This is a genomic window from Microbacter margulisiae, assembly GCF_014192515.1.
Classification (GTDB): Bacteria; Bacteroidota; Bacteroidia; order Bacteroidales; family Paludibacteraceae; genus Microbacter; species Microbacter margulisiae.
The window spans coordinates 662,219-684,371 of record NZ_JACHYB010000002.1 but is presented as its reverse complement, the minus strand read 5'-3'; the positions used below and the strand labels follow the sequence as shown (position 1 = coordinate 684,371).

The 22,153-nt window shown below is 40.5% G+C and carries 15 protein-coding genes; 10 read left to right on the top strand and 5 right to left on the bottom strand.

Features of this window, described 5'->3' with window-relative positions:
- Window positions 1-691 precede the first annotated feature (691 nt).
- The 9 genes from FHX64_RS11880 (at window position 692) to FHX64_RS11840 (ending at window position 13,372) form a co-directional block, all read left to right on the top strand.
- Window positions 692-1,555, top strand: coding sequence for an AraC family transcriptional regulator (locus FHX64_RS11880; RefSeq protein WP_183414056.1), 864 nt, complete (start codon window positions 692-694; stop codon window positions 1,553-1,555).
- A 96-nt stretch (window positions 1,556-1,651) separates the two neighbouring features.
- Window positions 1,652-2,359, top strand: a complete 708-nt coding sequence (locus FHX64_RS11875) for a hypothetical protein (protein WP_183414055.1) — start codon at window positions 1,652-1,654, stop codon at window positions 2,357-2,359.
- 686 nt (window positions 2,360-3,045) lie between these two features.
- Window positions 3,046-3,897, top strand: a complete 852-nt coding sequence (locus FHX64_RS11870) for a tyrosine-type recombinase/integrase (RefSeq protein WP_221202210.1) — start codon at window positions 3,046-3,048, stop codon at window positions 3,895-3,897.
- A 9-nt stretch (window positions 3,898-3,906) separates the two neighbouring features.
- Window positions 3,907-5,067 (top strand): IS91 family transposase, encoded by a 1,161-nt coding sequence (locus tag FHX64_RS11865; RefSeq protein ID WP_183414054.1) that lies wholly within the window; start codon window positions 3,907-3,909, stop codon window positions 5,065-5,067.
- Between the two features lie 356 nt (window positions 5,068-5,423).
- Window positions 5,424-6,320, top strand: a complete 897-nt coding sequence (locus tag FHX64_RS11860) for a hypothetical protein (RefSeq protein ID WP_183414053.1) — start codon at window positions 5,424-5,426, stop codon at window positions 6,318-6,320.
- A gap of 735 nt (window positions 6,321-7,055) precedes the next feature.
- Complete coding sequence (locus FHX64_RS11855; RefSeq protein ID WP_183414052.1) at window positions 7,056-7,559, top strand: hypothetical protein; 504 nt, start codon at window positions 7,056-7,058, stop codon at window positions 7,557-7,559.
- A 274-nt stretch (window positions 7,560-7,833) separates the two neighbouring features.
- Window positions 7,834-9,930 carry a S9 family peptidase gene (locus FHX64_RS11850; RefSeq protein WP_183414051.1) on the top strand — a complete coding sequence of 699 codons (2,097 nt, stop codon included), beginning with the start codon at window positions 7,834-7,836 and terminating at the stop codon, window positions 9,928-9,930.
- 301 nt (window positions 9,931-10,231) lie between these two features.
- Window positions 10,232-10,807 (top strand): superoxide dismutase, encoded by a 576-nt coding sequence (locus FHX64_RS11845; RefSeq protein WP_183414050.1) that lies wholly within the window; start codon window positions 10,232-10,234, stop codon window positions 10,805-10,807.
- A gap of 177 nt (window positions 10,808-10,984) precedes the next feature.
- A complete protein-coding gene (locus tag FHX64_RS11840) occupies window positions 10,985-13,372 on the top strand; it encodes a TonB-dependent receptor (protein WP_183414049.1) in 2,388 nt (795 codons plus the stop codon).
- A gap of 35 nt (window positions 13,373-13,407) precedes the next feature.
- Here the strand turns inward: FHX64_RS11840 and FHX64_RS11835 are convergent, their stop codons facing one another.
- Window positions 13,408-16,635 (bottom strand): UvrD-helicase domain-containing protein, encoded by a 3,228-nt coding sequence (locus tag FHX64_RS11835; RefSeq protein WP_183414048.1) that lies wholly within the window; start codon window positions 16,633-16,635, stop codon window positions 13,408-13,410.
- Between the two features lie 70 nt (window positions 16,636-16,705).
- Window positions 16,706-17,443 (bottom strand): hypothetical protein, encoded by a 738-nt coding sequence (locus tag FHX64_RS11830; RefSeq protein ID WP_183414047.1) that lies wholly within the window; start codon window positions 17,441-17,443, stop codon window positions 16,706-16,708.
- A gap of 429 nt (window positions 17,444-17,872) precedes the next feature.
- On the opposite strand from FHX64_RS11830, the gene FHX64_RS11825 reads away from it, so the two are divergent.
- Window positions 17,873-18,706: a hypothetical protein gene (locus FHX64_RS11825; RefSeq protein ID WP_183414046.1), complete on the top strand. Its 834-nt coding sequence runs from the start codon at window positions 17,873-17,875 to the stop codon at window positions 18,704-18,706.
- Between the two features lie 41 nt (window positions 18,707-18,747).
- On the opposite strand, the gene FHX64_RS11820 is transcribed toward FHX64_RS11825, so the two are convergent.
- From FHX64_RS11820 to panB, 3 genes are all read right to left on the bottom strand, one after another.
- Window positions 18,748-19,974 carry an MFS transporter gene (locus tag FHX64_RS11820; RefSeq protein WP_183414045.1) on the bottom strand — a complete coding sequence of 409 codons (1,227 nt, stop codon included), beginning with the start codon at window positions 19,972-19,974 and terminating at the stop codon, window positions 18,748-18,750.
- 18 nt (window positions 19,975-19,992) lie between these two features.
- Window positions 19,993-20,874, bottom strand: a complete 882-nt coding sequence (gene folD, locus FHX64_RS11815) for a bifunctional methylenetetrahydrofolate dehydrogenase/methenyltetrahydrofolate cyclohydrolase FolD (protein ID WP_183414044.1) — start codon at window positions 20,872-20,874, stop codon at window positions 19,993-19,995.
- A gap of 103 nt (window positions 20,875-20,977) precedes the next feature.
- Complete coding sequence (gene panB, locus FHX64_RS11810; RefSeq protein WP_183414043.1) at window positions 20,978-21,799, bottom strand: 3-methyl-2-oxobutanoate hydroxymethyltransferase; 822 nt, start codon at window positions 21,797-21,799, stop codon at window positions 20,978-20,980.
- Between the last annotated feature and the right edge of the window lie 354 nt (window positions 21,800-22,153).

Here is a 22,153-nt window from a genome sequence, read left to right as displayed (position 1 = left end):
CCAGCAAAGCCGCTCTGCTTCCGTCGCGACGGATTTACAAATCCAACGGGTCAGGCAACCCGATTCGCCTTAGCTTGTTTGTCAGATTGTTCTGTCCTTCTGATGAAGGGAAGTACCCGGAACAGGGGTAGGGTTTGGTTTTCTTTATCCTTGTCCCGTCAGATTTATAAATTCGACGGATCAGGTTGCGTTTTATGTAACATCTTGTTATTGTGTAATATATGGTCGTCATTGTGTCAACTGATTCAATGTTACGATCACATTTTTAAAGTAATAATGCACATTGTTAGAGTATCAATGCACATTATTGGAGTATCAATGCACATTATTAGAGCATCAATGCACATTGTTGGAGTATCAATGCACATTGTTGGAGTATCAATGCACATTATTAGAGTATCAATGCACATTGTTAGAGTAATAATGCACATTATTAGAGTATCAATGCACATTGTTGGAGTAACAATGCACATTGTTGGAGTAACAATGCACATTGTTGGAGTAAAAATGTGATCTGAAATTTTATGCATTGCTATGGATCTCCTTTCTTGTTAGTGAATCATCTAAAGCCTGTCCTGTTTTAATAATTGAAAACTCATTGTTTTTGGTTGAAATAAAATAAATGTGGAAAATCATAATTTGCCTCTTTAATTAACTATTATTTTTGCAATTCAAAATTTTAATACATGATATGATAACAGTAGAACAAATTGTGCATATTACGCGTATACTGGAGCACATCGAAGCCAATCTTGGCCATCACGGCACTTATATGGAGATTGCCCAAATGGTTCCTGTTTCAACCACTAAATTGTGGTGTTTGTTTAAAGAAATAACAGGAGAATCCTATGATAATTATATTATACGTGTCAAGATGGAATTAGCCTACCGTATCCTGCATGCCGAACCTTCCCTGCTTATTCAGCTTATTGCAGTCTTGTTAGGCTATGGGTATTCCGGTAGCTTTAGTACTGCCTTCAACAAAGCCTTTGGCATCCTGCCTTCACATGCACGGTTTCTGAAGCAGAAGCCTGTCACGCGCCATATCAATCCTGATTTTGAATCCGACATCCGGTTCGGGGGCATTTGTGAGATGGCCGATCGGTTTGTGGTATACCGGAGGGTATTCAAAGGATATACTCCTGAAAAAATCCGTAGCAACTTTTGCTCCTTGTCCACCTGCGTTATGCAGGACAACCTGGAGGTATGCCAATCCATCGGGGTGATACACGATGACCCCGATTACACACCTCACAACAAATGCCGCTATGATGTTTGTTTTTCCATAAACACGGCGTTTACAAAGCCACGGCGTTTGTACAACTCGAAATGGATAAAGGGTGGTACTTATGCCTGTTATCATTTCTCGGGAAAAGAAGAGGAACTGCATGCCGCATGGAATTATATCACACGGAATTGGCAAGACGGCAATGAATACATGATTGATATAACTCCCCGTCTTGAAATTTTTTCCAAACACTTTAATAACAATCGGGATAGGTTTCATGCAACATTATACCTGCCTGTCAAAAAGAAAAAACGGTTGAAATCATAAACCGGTTGAGAGTGCATCAGTAGCTACCGCTCTTCATTGGTTTCGTGCATATCAATCGCCTGACTTTATTTATTTAACAATTAAAACAAAAAAAGTATGACAAACACAGCTAGAATTCCACGTTCGATAAATCAATTCGACGAGTACATCACCACCACCACAGCCTATCTTGAGGCGGGGACACCCACCACAAATGCCACCCGGTTGGGAATCACAGAAGAAGAGGTGACGCAGTGGAAGAGTTTCAACACCCAGTGGAGTCCTCTCTATGCCCTCTATGTGGACAAGAAAAACAGCCGTACCACCACCGTAAAAGACAAATTACTGAAAATCATCAGCAACACAGTCGATTTTAATAAATTGTCCCACTTTCTCGATCGTATTGCGGCCTCGGTCTCCGTCACTATTGACGACCTGGCCATGTTTCATATCGGTAAAGGCACTTTGGATGCTGAAGCACGGACAGTAGGGGAGAAACCCATTCAGGAATCGGTGTCGGTGACCCTTGCTCCCTTGGGGGGTAACGTGGTGTCGGTGAAATGCCGTAGCTCTATCGGGAGCCGTTACTCCATTTATCCCGGAGCCAACTGCGTGCAATATCTCTACATGGTGAGCGAAACACCACCCGAATCGGAAGAGGCGCCGGGCCTGAAGATGAATATCTCCACAAAGGCGATTTTCAATCTTTCACTCGGGGCAGGCAACATAGGTAAATTCCTCTATATCTACCTCCGATGGTACAACACCAAACATCCTGAACTGGCCAGCCCGTGGTCAAAACTCGAAAACACAATCGTGACCTAGCCGTCGTAACATCTCATCCGGTGGTCTCTGGCCACCGGGTGGATTGTTGGAGAATCAAATGACTGCATGACCGATTCCATTGACAATTGACAGTTGACAGTTGACAATGGAAATCAACATACAGCGGTTAGCGATAAATGATTAAAGAACTCTTTTCTTGAGACTTGTTGTTGCCTTTCAACTTTACACCTTAAACTTTCAACCGTAGTTCTCTATAAACTTTACACCTTAAACCTTCAACTTTTAACCAGTTTGCCTTTAGACTGTTGTTTCTCTATAAACTTTACACCTTAAACTTTCAACCGTAGTTCTCTTTAGACCTCTTCCACTTTCTGCCTGTTGTTGCCTTTCCATCTTATATGGAAAAATAATTGATATTTGTTATTGTAGCATCAGAAATAATTTTTTATGTTTGTGACTTAAAATTGAGAAACAAAGAAGATAAGTTATCTTACGATACATACGCCTAAAATTGGGCAAAAGGAGAGGGAAAGAGACATACACTCATATTACAAACAAAGGATTTGATCAAATCAAAAGTCCCTTGGATAAATTAGAATTATAATTATATTGATAAACTGGATATGCGCCACATTATGGCGTATACACAGATGTTGAACTAAACCGTTCCGGTAAATGAGATTTGTGATAATTTTGAAGGATATAAACTTCAAAAAAATATCACTATGAGCCCAAACAAGTCCTTCGAGAATTTGCTGATCAGGGAGATGCAGATTCGCAATTACAGTCCGCGCACAATTGATACCTATTGTAAACTACTTTGCAATTTAGAAAAAGAATTTGGGAAATTGTTGTATGAGATTACCACCGAAGACTTTAAATCTAAGTTGCATTTTATGATTACCCAAAAAGGGGCTTCTGTTTCCACCGTAAATCAACTTATTAGTGCGTTCAAAATCTTTTATGTAGCTGTATGTCATCGTGAATGGGAAGAATTCCGTGTAAAACGACCACGCACAGAGAAAAAACTACCTATTGTTTTATCGCTTGAGGAAGTTGGGAGGATGATTTCAGTAACGAATAACCTGAAACACAAAGCCATCCTTATGCTCACTTATTCTGCCGGTTTACGCAGAATGGAAGTATTACAAATTAAACCAAAAGACATTGATTCGCAGCGGATGCAAGTGCATGTAGTTCAGGGAAAAGGTAAAAAGGACAGATATACTATTCTTTCACAAAAGACACTTGAAACACTCCGTGAATACTACAAAGCGGAAAGACCAACAAAGTTTCTCTTTGAACCTGCCGGGCATAAAGGACAACCCTTGTGGGAAAGATCTATGGAACATATCGTTAAGAACAGTGCAAAAAAGGCAGGTATAAAAAAAGACGTTTCATTTCATACCTTACGGCATTGTTTCGCTACACATTTATTGGAAGCAGGTGTAAACCTGAGGCAGATACAACAGTTCATGGGACACACTTCATTTAAAACCACAGCCGTATATTTGCACGTAGCTCATATAAAAACCAATGAGTTTACTTCTCCATTAGATAAAATAAACCTGTATTGATTTTATCTAATGGAAAATAAAAAGCAAACCATAGAAATTGCTGACATTTTCCGGGATTACAAACATGACTTAGCAGACAATCTTACTCTTTGCGCTGTTCAGCAAAAAGCGTTTGAAGATATTGTAGCTTGCCGAACATCCGAGCTAGGTGGACATACTTTATATTGCAATAACTGTGATAATAAGGTTCAATCATACAACTCGTGCCGTAATCGTAATTGTCCCAAATGTCAGTACATAAAACGAATGCAATGGGTGGATAAGTTAGCTGCTAATCTTCCAGCGGTAAAACATTTTCATATTGTATTTACCATTCCATCGTGTCTGCATAATCTGTTTTATATCAATCAACAAGTTGCTTACGGCTTGTTGTTCAAAGCGGTCGGAAAAACATTGGTTCAATGTGCTAAGAATACAGAATATCTTGGAGCACAAGCCGGAGCTGTTGCACTGCTGCATACCTGGGGACAAACTCTGGCGTATCATCCACATATCCATACCATAGTTCCTGCAGGTGGGTTATCGGACGATGGAATGGAATGGATACCGAGTGCCAAAAAGTTTTTTGTTCCGGTAAAAGTGTTGAGTGCAGTTTTCAGGGGTATTTTATGTCGGTTCTTGGAAGAAGCCATCAACAAAGGAGAAATAAAACTACCTGAGGATACTGTCTGTTTTCAAACACTGAAAACAAAATGCTATGATAAAAAATGGGTAGTATATGCTCAAAAACCGTTTTCTTCACCTGACAATCTTATCCGTTATCTGGGAAATTACACGCATCGTGTAGCCATTAGTAATCACCGTATTGTGGATTATAAAGCAGGTAAAGTGACTTTTTACTACAAAGATAACAAAGCAGGGGGAACAAGAAAAGCCATGACTTTAGAGGCCCGTGAGTTTATCCGCAGGTTTATGCAACATATTTTGCCAACAGGATTTTGTAAAATCCGTTACTTTGGCTTTATGGCTATGTGCAACCGAAAATCTCAACTTGACTTGTGTTACTCCATCATACTTACTCCAACCTGTTTATCAAAACTCACGGGATTACAAGCCATGGAAGTATTACAAATCATTACAGGCAAAGACCCTGTTATTTGCCCCAAATGCAACAAAGGAAAGTTAACAATAATTCCTAATAACAGCAATTTACATATAGAGCCGGGCTAATCCTGCTGTTTGTAAAAGCGTTCTTTAAAAAATTGAAAACTATCCCGAAAAAAGATGATCAAAATCTACCGGGGAAAACTATGTCTGTATGTAAATAAAATTCAATCAAAATAACAACTCTGTACTGCATGAAATCTAAAACGCACTTTCTTCTATTTTAAATTCGAGCCAAATATAAAACCTGCCCAAATACCTTTCCCATAGCAATAGGTTCCGTTCAACTATGTTTTATTCACCATTTTCTTCTGCACATTAAATAATGGTCGTAAAAATTTGAAACTTAATTTCTTTTCAATAACTTTGGTGCACGAAAATGATGAATAAAACACTAAGATGTTACATTTTAAAACAGAGACATGCCAGCATCTGAAATACTATTGAAAATTCATACAGACACTAAAGAGGAGGAAAGAGAGATTATTGAACAATTTCTAAAGAGATTGCAATACTCGCCCACATCATTAGTTACTTCTGAATGTCCTGATTACGAAATAGAAATCGATAGTAAACTGATTGGTGTAGAGATAACAAAATACTATTCTGATTTTACCAGAAAAGGTTCGATGAGACAGAAAAAGTTAAGCGAATGGAAAAAATTTGTTGATGAATTAAAGAAAAGATTATCCGCCGTTGAACCAGCCTATGATTACTTATATGGAGTGATTCATTTTCATAATGACCAAGTTAATTATAGGGAATTATTAAATGATAATTATTTCAATGAAATAGTTAAGGTCATTAAATCGGCAAAATTGAATAGAGGTGAACAAAAAACAGAAAAAGTATCACATGACAAGTTCCCAATTCTAAGCAATTATATAGATTCAATATCCCTTTGTGATAAATATCCTGAAAAGAAATACCTGTGGTGGGATTCTTGCTTGCAGTCAGGTGAGATATTGCAAAATGAAACAGCTATTCAAGAAATAGTTGATAAAAAGGAAAAATCTTCAAAGAAATACAAGAACAATTATATACAAAAATGGCTAATAATCTATGCTGGAGGATTGAGTTTACATGATATGTTTATTTTTGAAATGCAAAACACATTAAGACAAGGCGAGATTTCATTAATGCAATTGGATAGTAAAGAGAGAGAATTAATTTTAAATCTTAAATCAGACTATTTTACTCATATCTTCATATGGGATAAGTTTACTGAACGCATATTTCAATTATATCCTTACACAAAGAAAATATTGGACTTTGGTGAAAGGAAAATTTGGATTAATCATTTACCTTTAAAAGAATAAAAACGTTGCATAATACTTAGGCTTCCTGCGGTCGGGACGACCCAGCAAGGAAGCGTGGGTTGAACCCCGTATAACGGGGTAAACCGTATTCCCTGTTCGAGAAGTCTGTTCAGCGAGCTTGGAGTAGAAATGTTGTTATGGAGAAAGCGGCCTGTTTTGATAGGTTGTTGCAGGGAGGAAAGGGCAAAAGAAAGAACAAATAGTGCTGTAATCAGTAGATTTTCTACAAGAAAGCAGCAGATAAAGATAAAAAAACAAGCATAAACAGCGGTTTTTGCTACTGTATAGACAAAGCAATGGCCATCCCTGCGTTATACAGGGCTTTGAGGTTGAGAGATTACAGGTTCAGGTTTGTTGTTCGGGGATAAAACACGTTATCGGGCGAACGGATACGCGGGATTATTTCTACCGGAATCATATTGCCGGTTTTGCATCGGGGGCATTTGCAGGAATTGAATCCGGTAAGCCGGACGATACGTTGCTGTCGGGTTTCCCTCGCTACCGCAGATTTGTAATTACGAGTGTTCGGAAGATTATTAAGTATTCAAAATTAGTAATTTCTCTACTGCCGCAGAGTGTGCTGTGAGAAAAGATTTATCTTTTCGTAACTGCTAATAAGATGATGGAACCGACCTACACGCTGCGGTAGCGTGGGGAGGAGTATATTACTACTATCTGAGAGACCCCCAAGGCACTGAAGTATGAACCAGGCAAAAATGGAATAGAACAAACCATATGGAATCAAATACAACCTATGTTATTAATCATCTGCCTTCGATAAAGTTACGTATTTGGAAAGGGGCACAAATCTTTGTGCTTCAATTTATACTTATTTTTGTTCTTATGCACAAAGAATTTATTTATGGATGGATAGTGTATTTTTTAATTATAGCTTTTACAGTTTGGCAGTTAATAAGCAAAAGAAGCAGGCAGGTTGTTTCTGTTTCTATAGATTATAATAAAGAGGAACTATTGATACAGTACAATCAATTACTACGAACAAAAACAATCAGGTTACCTTTTGAATCATTTAACTATACCTATGCTCATGAGCTTTACGATCGAATCCACACACCAATGACTTTAGTGTTTTATGATAAGAGAAAATTAGTTGCCCAAATCATGCACAAATATAGCGGTTGGTCGGATGATCGAATAAAATCAATTTGCGAAACGCTACTTTTAATAAAAGACCCTGTTAATGATAAAAGGTTATTTGGAGGCAGACTAAAGAAATAAATATTTCTGATACTATCCGGTTCGGGAATGGACAACAGATTATCAACAGCTACGACGCCATGGCGCTGTCAAGCAACTTCAGGGGACAAAAAAGATCAGTTATACCTATAATGTGAGCAGTTGGCTGATGAACATCGCTGGCGGCTATTTCACAGAGAACCTCTGCTACGAGACCCTGTGATGCATATTTTTTGTAAATAAATTCCAGTTATATCCGGAATATATTTGTACTTTTGAATAAAGATATTTTCATTGTAAACTAAAACCAATTCAGATGAAACAGCTAATCTATGTATTAATGGCCATTTTGTGCTTATCCGCAGGGCATTCGTATGCACAAAAAAAGGCTTTTACCATTGCAGACTTGTATAAAATGCGCAATGTAGGCACTCCTGTGGTTTCTCCCGATGGCAAACAGATTGCATTTACCCTGACGGATTATAACCTTCCGGCAGGAAAAGCAATGGTGAATATTTACGTTGCCGATGCCAATGGCAGTCACCTGAGGCCGATTACCTCTAACGGCAAAGGGAATGAGAATCCTCTTTGGACAAACGATGGCAGGGGTATTTACTATGTTTCCAGCGCATCGGGTACGCCGCAATTGTATCTTTATACATTCAGCAGCGGCCAGTCACGCAAGATTACCAACTTTTCCATGGGCGTGGACGCTCCGGTGTTGTCGCCAAATAACCAACTGATTGCATTTGCTGCTGACGTATATCCCGAATGTGGTGCTAACAGCCGGTGCAATGAGATAACCGATTCCCTGGCTACGAATGGTCCTGTGCAGGCATACCTGGCCGATCATTTATTATTCAGGCACTGGACGCAGTATGCAGCCGGGAAGTATTCCCATGTTATCGTGTATAATCTGCAAACCCATACCTATACCGATGTAACTCCCGGGAAGTATGTTTCCCCCACCTTTATGCTGGGAGGCGGTATCGGATATAACTTTTCACCGGACAGCAAGGAGCTTTGCTATGTCTCTAATCATGATGCGCATCCCGAAGCTTCCACCAATGCCGATCTTTTTATCGTGCCGGTGACCGGAGGGAAAGCCGTGGATATCACAAAGGATAACAAAGCATGGGACGGTTCTCCTGTTTATTCTCCCGATGGAAAATATATTGCTTACCGCAAGCAGGTCATTCCGGGATATGAGTCCGATCTTTTCCGGATTGCCTTATACAACAGACAAACAGGCGAGTCAAAGATCATTACCGGTTCGTTTGATAACTGGATTGACGATCTGAAATGGGGCGCCGATTCCAAATCGATTTATTTTACCGGAGAGGTGCTGGGTCGTGAGCCAGTGTATAAAATAGATATCGAGAACCAGGCTATAATAACGCCTGTCAGTGGCGCAAAGACGATCTACGGCTTTGACCTTGACCGTCAGGGAAATCTTTATTACACTGCCAGTACAGTAGGCAAGCCGGTAGCTTTATACCGCATGGATGCTTCGGGTAATGCACGGGCCTCTCAATTGACTTTTTTCAACCGGAAGCTGGAAGAAGAAGTGGATATCCGTCCTGCCGATACGATGTGGGTAGCCGGAGTGGATGGCAAAAAAGTGGAAGTCTTCATTGTTAAGCCACATGATTTCAATCCGGCCCGCAAATATCCGCTTATCCTGAATGTACATGGTGGTCCGCAAAGCCAATGGATGAATTCGTTCCGTGGCGACTGGCAGGTTTATCCGGGTGCAGGCTATGTGGTGGCATTCTGTAACCCGCACGGATCAACGGGATACGGACAGGCATATACCCGTGAGATATCGGGCGACTGGGGCGGAAAACCTTTCGAAGACCTGATGAAAGTGACAGATGCCCTTGCTAACCTCTCTTACGTTGATTCAACACGCATGGGTGCTATGGGATGGTCATACGGCGGATACATGATGAATTGGTTCCAGGCCAGAACCAAACGCTTTAAATGCCTGGCTTCGATGATGGGGCTTTACGATTTGCGTTCCGAATGGGGAGCAACAGAAGAACTATGGTTTCCAAACTTTGACCTGAAAGGCCAGCCGTGGAATTCGGATTTGTATAAGAAATTCTCCCCATCGGAATATGTGCGGAATTTTGCTACGCCTACGTTGATTATTACCGGGCAACTTGATTTCCGGGTTCCATATACGCAGGGGATTCAGTATTTCACAACATTGCAAACTTTGGGAATCCCATCCCGTTTGATCATCTTTAAGAACGATGGACACTGGCCCAACGTGGTTAAATCCATGCCTTTGTATTACGATGCCCATCTGGATTGGTTCCATAAATATCTTGGCGGAGCGCCTGCTCCATATAATGTAAAGGAACTGGTGAGGAACCAGGTCTTTTCGCCTGTAAAGGAGTTGAAGTAATCTGATTGCCGGTATTCCGGATAGCGGATATCCAAAACTTGTCTATGGCCATTTCTGTTCCCCGAAAATGGGGGCAGGGATGGCCATTTTTAGTAGTCTGATGTAGTGTCTCCTGTGGCTTTTTTGTTGCTTTTCCGTCCCTGTGGAGTACCAAACGGCGATTTTTTTTGTATATTTGTGATAGTTTATTCGGGTAGATTAATGATATCCGGTTGAAAATTAGATGTCTGTAAAAGTAACCGAATGAGAGATTCAGAACAAATCATCAAAGTATAAACTAACAACTAAATTATTTTCGATTATGAAACATGAACTACCGGCGCTGCCATATGCAACCAATGCTTTAGCGCCAAAAATCAGCCAGCAAACAATTGAACTTCATTGGGGCAAACACGCACAAACATATGTGAACAACCTGAATAACCTTATTCCGGGTACTCCCTTTGAACATGCGTCACTGGAAGATATCATTCTAAAAGCTGAAGGCCCTATCTTTAATAACGGAGCGCAAACCTGGAACCATATTTTCTATTTTACTCAATTTTCACCTTCTCCGAAAGCAAAACCGGAAGGGAAGCTTGCAGAAGCTATTGACAAGAGCTTTGGCTCGTTTGAAGCCTTTAAGGAACAATTTTCTAAGGCTGCCGTTGGCCTTTTCGGTTCAGGATGGGCATGGCTGGTAAAGAAAGCTGACGGCTCTCTTGAAGTTATTCAGGAAAGCAATGCAGGCAATCCTTTGCGCAAGGGATTAACCCCTGTTTTGACATGCGATGTTTGGGAACATTCCTACTATGTTGATTACCAAAATCGTCGTGGCGATTATGTTTCTATCTTCTGGGACGTCTTAGACTGGAAGGTCATTGAAAGCCGTTTTTAATCACAAGCATTTTTAATCCGGATTTTAAAAAGCGCGTAAGGTTGAGGCCTTAGGCGCTTTTTGTCAATCATGCGCTGGTTGTTTAATGTAAATATTTATATAAAGCATTTATCAACAGGAATATATTGATGTAAGGCCATAAATTTTAATGCATTCACCAAACTAAATTATTATCATATGAGAAGGAATATATTGTTCATTATTCTTTTATTCATACTTCCCAGTGGTATAATAGCCCAAAAGAATCCACGTTACACTATACAAGGTCAGGTCATAGACAAAAATACAAGAGCACCTATTTCATATGCCAGCGTGATCATCTGGAATAGTCAAATCGGAACAACGGCTGATTCGATTGGCCGTTTTAAGTTATCCAACATTGCTCCGGGAAGCTATCGGTTACAGGCTTCTTTTATTGGTTATGCCAACAGTATCACTCCTGAATTTTTAGTTATTAATAATAAGGGATTTGAAACCATAGAATTGGAAGAAACTGCCAAAGCCCTGCAAGAAGTTGAGATAAAGGGAGTCAGCGGTCCATTTCGAAGGTCGGCTATCAGTCCGCTCTCATTAAAGGAAATCGGATTTACAGAGATTGAAAAGAGCGCGGGTTCCAACCGGGATATATCCCGTGTACTCGAATCTTTTCCTGGCGTGGCTTCGTCTACCGGAGGTTACAGAAATGATTTAATAGTGAGAGGAGGTGGCCCTTCTGAAAACAGCTATTATATAGAGGGTATAGCAGTACCCACCATCAACCATTTTTCAACACAGGGGGCTTCAGGTGGGCCTGTTGGAATTTTTAACGCGGAACTGATAAGCAAAGCTGATTTTTATACGGGAGCTTTTCCTGCTGACCGGGGGGATGCGCTAAGTTCCATTTTAAATATCGATTTGAAAGATGGTTCAGCCACTTCTTATAATTACAGCGGTGTGGTTGGCTCATCTGATCTCGGATTCAATACTGATGGCCATATCGGGAATAAGATCACCTATCTGTTTTCTGCGAGGCAATCCTACTTGCAATATCTTTTCAAAGCATTGAAACTTCCGTTTTTGCCAACCTACTGGGATAGCCAGTTTAAGGTTAAAATCAGATTCAACCGCTATAACCAGTTAACCCTACTTGGCCTGGGAGGTATCGACCGGATGACACTCAACACCGATACTACCGGGCAAACGGATGGAAATAAGTATATTGTGGCAACACTGCCTATCATTTCGCAGAATACATACACCGTTGGAGGCGTTTACAAACATTTTGCAGGAAATAGCACGCAATCCATCGTATTAAGCCATGATTTCTTTCAAAACACCAACTTGAAATATCTTAATAATGATGCTGCTTCCGGAGATAAAATTCTCAATTACAATTCATACCAGGCTGAAACCAGATTCCGGTTTGAGAACAGTACCCTGTTAAATGCTTTTCGTATTGACGCAGGAATACATGCGGAATTAGATCATTATTTTAATCATACAGGACAGACCTTATATAGCAATGGAAATGCCTACAAACTCAATTATTTGACTAATTTGTCGTTAATGCGTTGGGGTATTTTTGCTACCGGTGTCTATAAAAGCCCCAATGAAAAATTGACATTGGCTGCAGGTTTCAGAACGGATGCTACTAATTATGCTTCAACAATGAATCATCCGTTTGGGCAATTTTCTCCACGGGTTTCTTTATCGTATCAGCTTTTGCCTAAATTCTATCTGAATGGGAATGTAGGTACATATTTCGAATTGCCTCCCTATACTGTTTTAGGGTATAAAAACAACGAAAATCAATATGTCAACAAAGGCAATGGAATGAAATATCTACAATGCAATCAAGTTGTGATTGGAATAGAACATCAACCCAAAGATTATCTTCGATTATCATTGGAAGGATTTTACAAGAAATATATCAATGGATTATATTCACTGTCTGATTCTATCCCATTAGCATCGGAAGGTGCTGACTATAATGTTTATGGCACAGAAAGTGTCAGTTCAACTGCTACCGGACGTGCTTACGGAGTGGAAGCATCAGCACGTTGGTTTGGATTTGATCATTTGAACTTTATTTTGGCTTATACTTATGTGAGAAGCGAATATATCAATCCAAATACCGGCAAATATATTCCATCCTCATGGGATAATCGAAATCTTCTGACTGTTACCAGTAACTATCAATTTCCCAGAAACTGGGCTTTGGGCATGAAGTTTAGAGCAATCGGCGGAGCGCCCTATACTCCCTATGATTATGCAAAGTCATCTCTTAAAGTTGCGTGGGATGCAAAAAACAGTCCTTACCTTGACTATGCACTTTACAATACCAAAAGACTTGCTACGTTTACTGAACTGGATTTGCGGGTGGATAAGACCTATTATTTCAAGAATTGGATGTTTGGATTCTATCTTGATGTTCAAAATGCTTTGGGAACCACATATCGCGAAGCGCCTGTTTTGTATAGTACCGGGCTGACTGATCCAACAGATCCTACTCACTATTTGATGAAAACTGTTCAGCCAACAAGTGGAACGATTTTGCCCTCTATTGGCATTATGGTCGAATTTTAGGAATACCGACTTTGCGCTTGTCCGGGTTTTATATGTTATGAAACCCGGATAACGTTCCTGTCAGGAACATAGCAAAGAAAAGCTTGTGCCGTAAAGCCCATCTCTTCGAGCAAGCGTTTGTATTGCAACACCTGGCGATGATGGCTGGGATGGGGCATCCCGAATTTGTAGTCGATAATCGTTGCGTTTTGATGATCAAATACGACGCGGTCAGGGATATAAGAAGATTCGCCCGGAATCAGAATGGCTGTTTCGTTTTGCGCTCTCAATGCAGGATCAAACCACTGGCTTGTTTCCGGAATCGTCCAGAATTCCTTCAGCATGTTTTCAATCTCCTCTTTTTCTTCCTGTGATATCTTCCCGGAACGTTCTAATTCTGCTATCACCTTATTCCCGTCATCGATATGTCGGATGCGTCGCAGGACATCATGCATCAGTACACCGTAATTTAACCGCGAAGGTGTTGCCGCTGTCTTTTGTTCCCAGAAGTTTTTGGAATGAAATTTGACATTGAGGATTCGCTTGTCACCGGAAGTTTCTGCATAGGAGTAGTTGATCTGATTGTGTTCGGCTGTGGTTTGTCCGAATAAGTTTAAATTTCCTATTTCAAGCATTAATGAATCCGGATTCCAATATGACAAAAGAGCATTATCCCCGCTGCTGTTGGATGTTATGCACTGATAAAGCAATTCAGCAAAAGTAGCCGCCTCTTTTCCTGGCTTTTCCGGCTTAGGGGCAAATACTACCAGCGCCTCTTTGGCGCGCGTTAACGCAACGTACGCCACATTAAGGCTATCAATGAAAGTTGCTGTTTTCTCTTCCAGAAAGTCTTTGATAAAGATCGTATCAACCAGTTTTGTGTTATAACTTACCGGCACCAGCGGCAAAGCATTAAAGGGTGCTTCGGTGGGCTCGCACCAAAGTATCGCCTTTTGCGGGTCTAATTTCCAATCGGTGAATGGCACTAAGACAGCCTTAAAACCAAGTCCTTTTGCCTTGTGAACAGTCATCACACGCATTGCATGCGATGTGTCCGGCGAAGGCACCTTTTTTTGTGCACCTCCGGTGTCCCACCATTCCAGGAATGCATCGATACCCATGGAATCGGATAACGAAAAATGATGAACCCAATCCTGAAAGGCTTGTAAAAAGACGGATTCATCTGCAACCGTGGCTTGCGGTAGCAACTTGATTAATGATTCCGTCAACTCAAACAGCGACCCGTTTTTCCCTTCCTTCACACAACTCCATACAGCTTTCTCGAAAGCATCAAACGCTGTGCCAGCGCTTTCTTCGGACAGGAAGTAGGTAGAGGCTATCTCTTCCGGCTTCGTTTTCCCTGAAAGTTGAAAAAACAGCATGGCAATTTTAGCGCGTAACAAGGTGTCATCGGCATGTAAAACATACTGAAGTAATAAGATTAATAATTGCACGGATTGCGCATTGGAGATCATTAATGCCTCGTCGGAAATGACACTGTACGAATAGGTTGGTTTAGCGTTCTCACTGTTTTGATAGTGCAGAAGATAATCGACTATTTCTGTGGCTTCCACATTCCGTCTCACCAGAATGGCTATCTCGCCTGCATCATATCCTGCATCCTGCCACTTTTCAATCCAGGTTACCATATTTGCCAATGCTGCTTCGTGATAGCTTTTTTCCTCATCATCGATAACCTGGATGATGACATTCCCTTCTATGGCGGTTTCGGGGCACTGTTGAGCTAAATTGTTGTAAGCATGGGCGATCTTTGCGTTTAGTGGGGCAAGACGTGGATCTTCTGCTGAAGTTACAGGTATCAATTGCCGGATTTGTTGCTGCAGAACATCTGAGGCAAGCTTGAAAAAAAGATTGTTGAACCGGACAATGGCACGCCCGCTTCTCCAATTATCGTTCAGGTAGATCTCTTCTATATAATCATTTCCAAGATCTTTGAATAGTTGACTGTCAAGTAGTTCCCAGTTTGAATTACGCCAGCGGTAGATGCTTTGTTTCACGTCTCCAACTACCAGATCATCATTACCAGTTGCCAGGCTGTTTAACAGCAAAGGCTTGAAATTAAGCCATTGCAAATCGGATGTGTCCTGAAATTCATCCAGCAACAAATGTTGAATATGGACTCCTATTTTTTCAAAAACAAACGGGGTGTCGCTTCCATCTACAATGCGGGACAATAATTCTGTCGTATCCGTGATAAGCAACCGGTGGGTCTCATCCGATTCCAATCGTATTTGCTCGTCAATATCCATCAGGATGCCAAGTGCATATAATTGTTTCAGGATGGTTTTTGCTGTTGAATAGGCACGAAAATGATTCTCAAATAATTCGATAATCAACCCTACTGTGGTATTCAGGCCATCCAGATAGGCTGTTTTGATGCGTGCAGCCTCCGGGGAGTTCTTTGTTGCCCATTCCTCAGGTTCGTTGTATAGTTTCAAAAACGAATTGGATGGGAATGCTATCTCTTTGCGTGTAAATTTCAACAATACATTCAAAGGAGTCCGGGACTGATTTTTAAAGTCAGTGAGCTGTAATCCGTGTTTTTGTATAATTGCCAATGCTTGCTGAGCTTCCTGCATCACCTTTGTCTCAAAAACAGTAATGAGTTTGATCAGAGAAGCTTGATAGTTTTCTAAAAAGTTTTTATCCAAAAGCTTTTCACGAATCAGCGGAAACTTTTTTTTGAAAGATTCTTTGAAGAGTTCTTGTGCTAATGTGCGAAGATGGTTTTTGAGATTCCATTTTTTACCTTCCTCGATTTGATTTGTGGTGAGGCGCATCAACCAGTCAAACAGTTGTTTGTCTTCTTTTGAATCGAGCTGGGCAAGTAAGTTGTCAATGGCTTTTTCCAGAATTTCATTTGTTTCGATTTCAATGGAATAGCCTCCATTCAATCCGATCTCTCTGGCAAAATTGCGTAGTACCTGTTGAAAGAACCGGTCGATGGTGCTGACAGCAAAAAAGGCATAATCATGTAAAAGCTCTTTCAGACATGTCTCTGCGTATTGGTTAACTTTTTTCTCATCCCAATCGTAACGTTGCTTCAACGGTTCACGGAAAGGAGAGGGTTTGTCATGAGCCAGTTTGTCTAACGCATCTACGATACGCAGTTTCATTTCATCCGTTGCTTTATTGGTGAATGTAACGGCCAGAATCCGACGATGGGCATAGGGCTGATGATCGTCAAACAGCATTTGAATGTAGCGTTGTGTCAGGCGGAATGTCTTTCCCGAACCGGCAGAAGCGCGATAAAGTTGCAGCATGTATGAATGTTTGACGACAAAGATAGCACAAAACAAAAAAAGGACTTACCTATTAAAGCTGTTCTTTTTGTTAAAATGAAGTGGTTGAATCAGATTTCTTTTTTGTTTTGATGTATTGAACACCGGCATAGAGCAGGGCAAAAATTAACATGGGCCAGGTACCATCACCTACAGGTAGTGGTTCACTCGGATCTGGTAACCAACCACCATTTCCATAATGACCATGTTGTCCCTGATTATTATGAGTATATGGGTTAGAAGAACTTAGGTTTGTTGTTGCCAAGCTATATTGAGTCAGGTTTGATGTAAATAAAGAGTATCCTCCAAGAGAGGAACTACTACTAGCGGATGAACCGCCACCTCCTGAGCTGCTATTACTAATACTTCCGCTACTGCCTAAAACAGTTTCATCGGCTGCAAGAGGAATGGATAGACCGGAAGATGTATTTGATGATGTTGATGTAGAACTTACATTAGAATTACCTGATATGCCAGATGAATATGAGTTTGCAGTGACCGTGCCCCACATCGGGGAAGTGTTAGATTCTTCACTATTGGATACAATGGAGTGATGTGTTGTAACAATGCCCGATGATTGTTGAAAGTCATTGTAATAATAGATCTGTCCTGCTTCTCCTCCTGGAATGGTGACAGCAGTGGGTTTGCCGGATTCTCCGGTGAACAAGCTTTTTAAAAATCGGATAATTGGTGATGAAGAATGATCCCTTTGATAGACTACCGCGTAACTATCAAGGCTGCTCAATAATAATGCCAATATCAGAATACTATATTTTATTTTTAAGTTCATTGAGTTCCTCTCGGACATTGTATTTATCCTGCTAAAGGCCGGATTTTATTTTTTAGAAATATCAAACGTTCAATCTAATTATCTGTGTTTTAGTTTCAGACTAAACCGGATGCAAAGAATTTATATGCAAAGATAGCATTTAAAAGACCTTATTCAAATGATGCATTGCATTTTGCCAAATTCTGTTTGAAAAGAATGTGCTGTATCCTTGCAACGAATTGTCTGTGCAAAGAGAGCTTGCGTAAAAAACGAAATGAAACAGATACATAACTGGTTCAGGAAACTGTATGGAAAAACCTGTCATATGTTGGAAAAACGGCAATTATGCAATAGCTTTGCACGTACAATTCGCTGGAAAATGTAAGTTAGTCTTCTAAAAACCAATTTATGCAAACTGATAAAATTATATTGAGGACAATAATCTTTTTGATGGGATTATTGATAATAAGTTGTGGTAATTCTGATCAGCAAAAAGCACAAGAATTACTAAATAGAGCCCAATTGCTTTACAACCAACAGCATTATAATCAGGCAAAACTTACGTTAGATAGTGTAAATGTACTGTTTCCTCAAATGATTCCAATGCGTCAAAAAGCAGATACGGTTATGTATCGAATTGAATTACAAGAGGCTATTCGTGATTTGCGTTTTGCTGACAGCACATTGGTTGTGACACAGCATCTTGCTGATTCTTGCGCTCATCCGTTCTTGTTTACAAAAAATACTAAATATGATGAGATTGGACAATATACTTTGAAATCTCAACAGTCTGCCTTTTATGCTACGCATACGTTTCTCAAACCCATTATAGATGAAAATGGTACGTTGACCATAATGAGTGTTTATTGCGGATCCCCCATCGGGCACACTACGGTTAGGGCTTCTGCAAACGGAGTATTTGCAGAAACAAATCCTGCATCTAAATCTAGCTGTTTTAGCTATAGCAATCAAGGGAAAACGTGGGAAAATGTTAATTTTACAGGCAAAGATATTAGTGGCTTAGTATCCTTTATCGCGAATAATCTTAAAACGCCAGTCGAAATTTCATTAGAAGGAGGAAGACGGATCGTAAGGTATGTAATTCCGCAGGCTGATAAAGAAGGCATTCTGCAAGCATACCATTTATCGGAAGCGCTTAAAGAAGTTCGGCAATTGAAATTGAATGTTTTGCAGTCTAAGCAAACCATTGTAATTACCTGTGGACATTTGCACTTAGATCCGGCTGGTTATATTCCAATTAAAACTGTTGTAGACAAAAAATAGTAATAGATTTCGGCAGATGTGAGATTCTGAGCTGTGGATCTTTATCGCCCGTCGTACTGAAATGCATCTTCGCGATAAAGGGATGGAAATAATTTGACCCATGCAAGTACAACGGCTATTGTGCCAACGCCTCCCAGAATAGCTGCCGGCACTACGCCAAACCATGATGCTGTGACTCCCGATTCAAATTCTCCTAATTGATTTGAGGTGCCAATGAAGAGTTGTGTTATAGAGTTTACACGGCCTCTCATGGCATCAGGAGTCCCCAATTGAACAAGAGTTGAACGGATGACAACACTGATTACATCTGCAGCACCGAGTACAACGAGCGCAGCCAATGAAAGCACAAATATTCTGGAAACAGCGAATATAAGGGTTGCAATCCCAAAAACCACTACAGCAGCGAACATTGAACGTCCAACCGCACGTCGAATCGGATGACGTGCCAAATAAAGGGATACTAACATAGCTCCCACTGCCGGGGCCGACCGCAACATCCCAAGCCCAAGTGATCCTGTTTTAAGAATTGAACTGGCATAAATAGGAAGTAAAGCGGTTGCACCTCCGAACAGGACAGCAAACAGATCAAGTGAAATTGCCCCCAGGATGGTAGGTCTTTCTTTAATGAAAGAAATGCCCATGACAAGCGATTTTGCTGTTACGGGTTCTCGTTGTTCCCGGTTCTGTGATACTTTTATGAATAGAACAATGATCGTTGATATTAAGGCAAAAGATCCGGAAATCAGGTAAACTACTGAGGGGCTAAGCAAATATAGGATTCCTCCGAGAGCAGGTCCGACAATAGTTGCTACCTGAGTTAATGAGGAAACGCCAGCAGTAGCTTGCGTAAATGATTCTTTGGAAACAATATTTGGCAATAAAGAACGTATGGCAGGTCCCTGAAACGCATTCGCTGTCCCCAAAAAGAAGACGATACCTAAAATCCATTCCCTGTTAACCCATCCCATATGGCTGCTTATAGACAGAAAGATAAATGCAGCAGCTAGTACAGCCTGACTAATGCAGATGATAAGCTTTCGGTTAAAACGGTCAGCTACCATGCCCACGATCAGGGTAAACAGGACCATGGGTATGAATTGAACGAGACCAACCAATCCAAGGTCGAACGCAGAATGTGTGATGGAGTACATCTGCCAGCCAATGGCCACAGAAGTCATTTGAAAAACAAATGTACTAAAGACTCTGACAATAAGAAAAATAACCAGGGATTTATTCTTGGTAAATGCAGAATATCTTAACGTCGGCATTGACAAATATAGAAAAACTTATGAACGACGGTTCATTTTTGCGGCCAGCAATGTATTTTTCAATAACTCAACCCGCGTCATAGGCCCAACTCCGCCTGGCACCGGTGTGATGTATGAACATTTGGGAGCAACTTCGTCAAATTTAACATCCCCTGTCAGTTTCCACCCTCTTTGTCTTTCAGGACAAGGCACGCGTGTTGTCCCAACGTCAATTACCACAGCACCTTCTTTTACCATCTCGGCTTTTACAAATTCAGGCTGCCCTATAGCTGCAATTAAAATATCGGCCTGACGACATATCTCGGTAATGTTTTTTGACCGGCTGTGGCAAACCGTTACAGTAGCATCTCCGGGATATGTTTTTTGCATCATCAATCCGGCTACCGGTTTTCCGACTATATTACTTCTTCCGATGACTACACAATGCTTTCCGCTGGTTTCAATGTTGTATCTTTTTAATAATTCCAATATTCCTGCCGGTGTTGCCGATACTAAAGAGGGGAGCCCAATCAGCGTCCGACCTACATTCACCGGATGAAATCCATCTACATCCTTCTTGGGATCAATGGCTTCAATAATTTTTTGTTCGTCAATATGCTTAGGCAATGGAAGCTGCACGATAAATCCGGTTACCGAGGCATCCTTGTTTAGTTTGTCGATAGTGGACAGTAATTCGGCTTCAGTCACATCATCTTCATAGCGAATCAGTGATGATTTGAATCCGACCTCTTCGCAATCTGTAATTTTACTGGCGACATAAGTTTCGCTGCCTCCATCGTGGCCTACCAGAACGGCGACTAAATGTGGTATAGCTTCGCCTTTTGATTTCATGGCAAGAACTTCTTGTGCGATTTCTTGCTTTACTTGAGATGCAATTAATTTTCCGTCAATAAGTTGCATAAAGATATGAGAATTTGATTAAACTTTTAGAAAACAAAAAGGGCCGACTGAATTACATTCGAAGCGGTCCTTTGACTGATAGCATGATTGATTGTGCGTTAGATTAATATTGTTCTTTTTCGTTTGGAAAATCTCCTGACTTTACATCCTTGGAATAATGTTGAGCAGCTTCAAAGATGACATCATGTAGATTGGCGTATCGACGTAAAAATCTGGGAGAAAAGCCATTTGTCATTCCCAACATATCGTGGATAACTAAAACTTGTCCATCTACCTGATTCCCTGCTCCGATACCAATAATTGGAATTTTTAGTTCTGAAGCAACCTGTCCGGCAAGCTGAGCGGGAATTTTTTCCAGTACAATCGCAGAACAACCGACTTCTTCCAATAAATGAGCATCCGAAATTAAGCGTTTAGCTTCTTGTTCCTCCCGGGCACGAACAGTGTAAGTGCCAAATTTATTTATTGATTGTGGCGTCAATCCTAAATGTCCGATGATGGGAATGCCTGCAGAAAGAATACGTTTAACCGAATCCAGAATTTCTTCGCCTCCTTCCAGTTTCAAACAATCAGCTCCGGTTTCTTTCATAATGCGGATAGCTGAAGCTAGTGCCAAGGTTGAATTACCCTGATAGGAGCCAAAAGGCATGTCGACTACTACCAAGGCTCTTTCAACGGCTTTCATAACGGATCGCCCATGATAGATCATTTCATCAAGGGTCATTGGTAGCGTGGTAATGTTGCCGGCAATAACATTGGAAGCCGAGTCACCGACCAGAATGACATCAATCCCTGCTTGGTCAACAATTTTGGCCATGGTATAATCATATGCCGTTAGCATGGTAATTTTTTCATTTCGCTCTTTCATTTCAAAAAGGCGATGCGTCGTTACCTTTCTCAACGGTTCAGCAGCATGTACAGACATAATATTAAATATAAAATTGGACTGCAAAGGTACAACAGAAAGACAGGATTGTCATAAAATCATGTGTATTTTTTGCCTGTGCATCAAAAAACTTCAATGCAATCAATGCTTCACAAGATTTATTTTAATTAGCTGAAGACAAAATGCTTGGTATGAAAAAAGAGAATATGAGAATTGCTTTTTTGTACTTGTATTGCAAGCACAAAAAAGTTATGTAAATTTGTACCTAAAATATACATTCTTCAAAAGATAGATTGTCAGGGATAAATAGAATCTATTTTTGTTTACAATAAAAAGTTTCTGGCTTTTTGAAGAATATCAGGACGCTATACGAGCTCTTTAAATCATAGAATA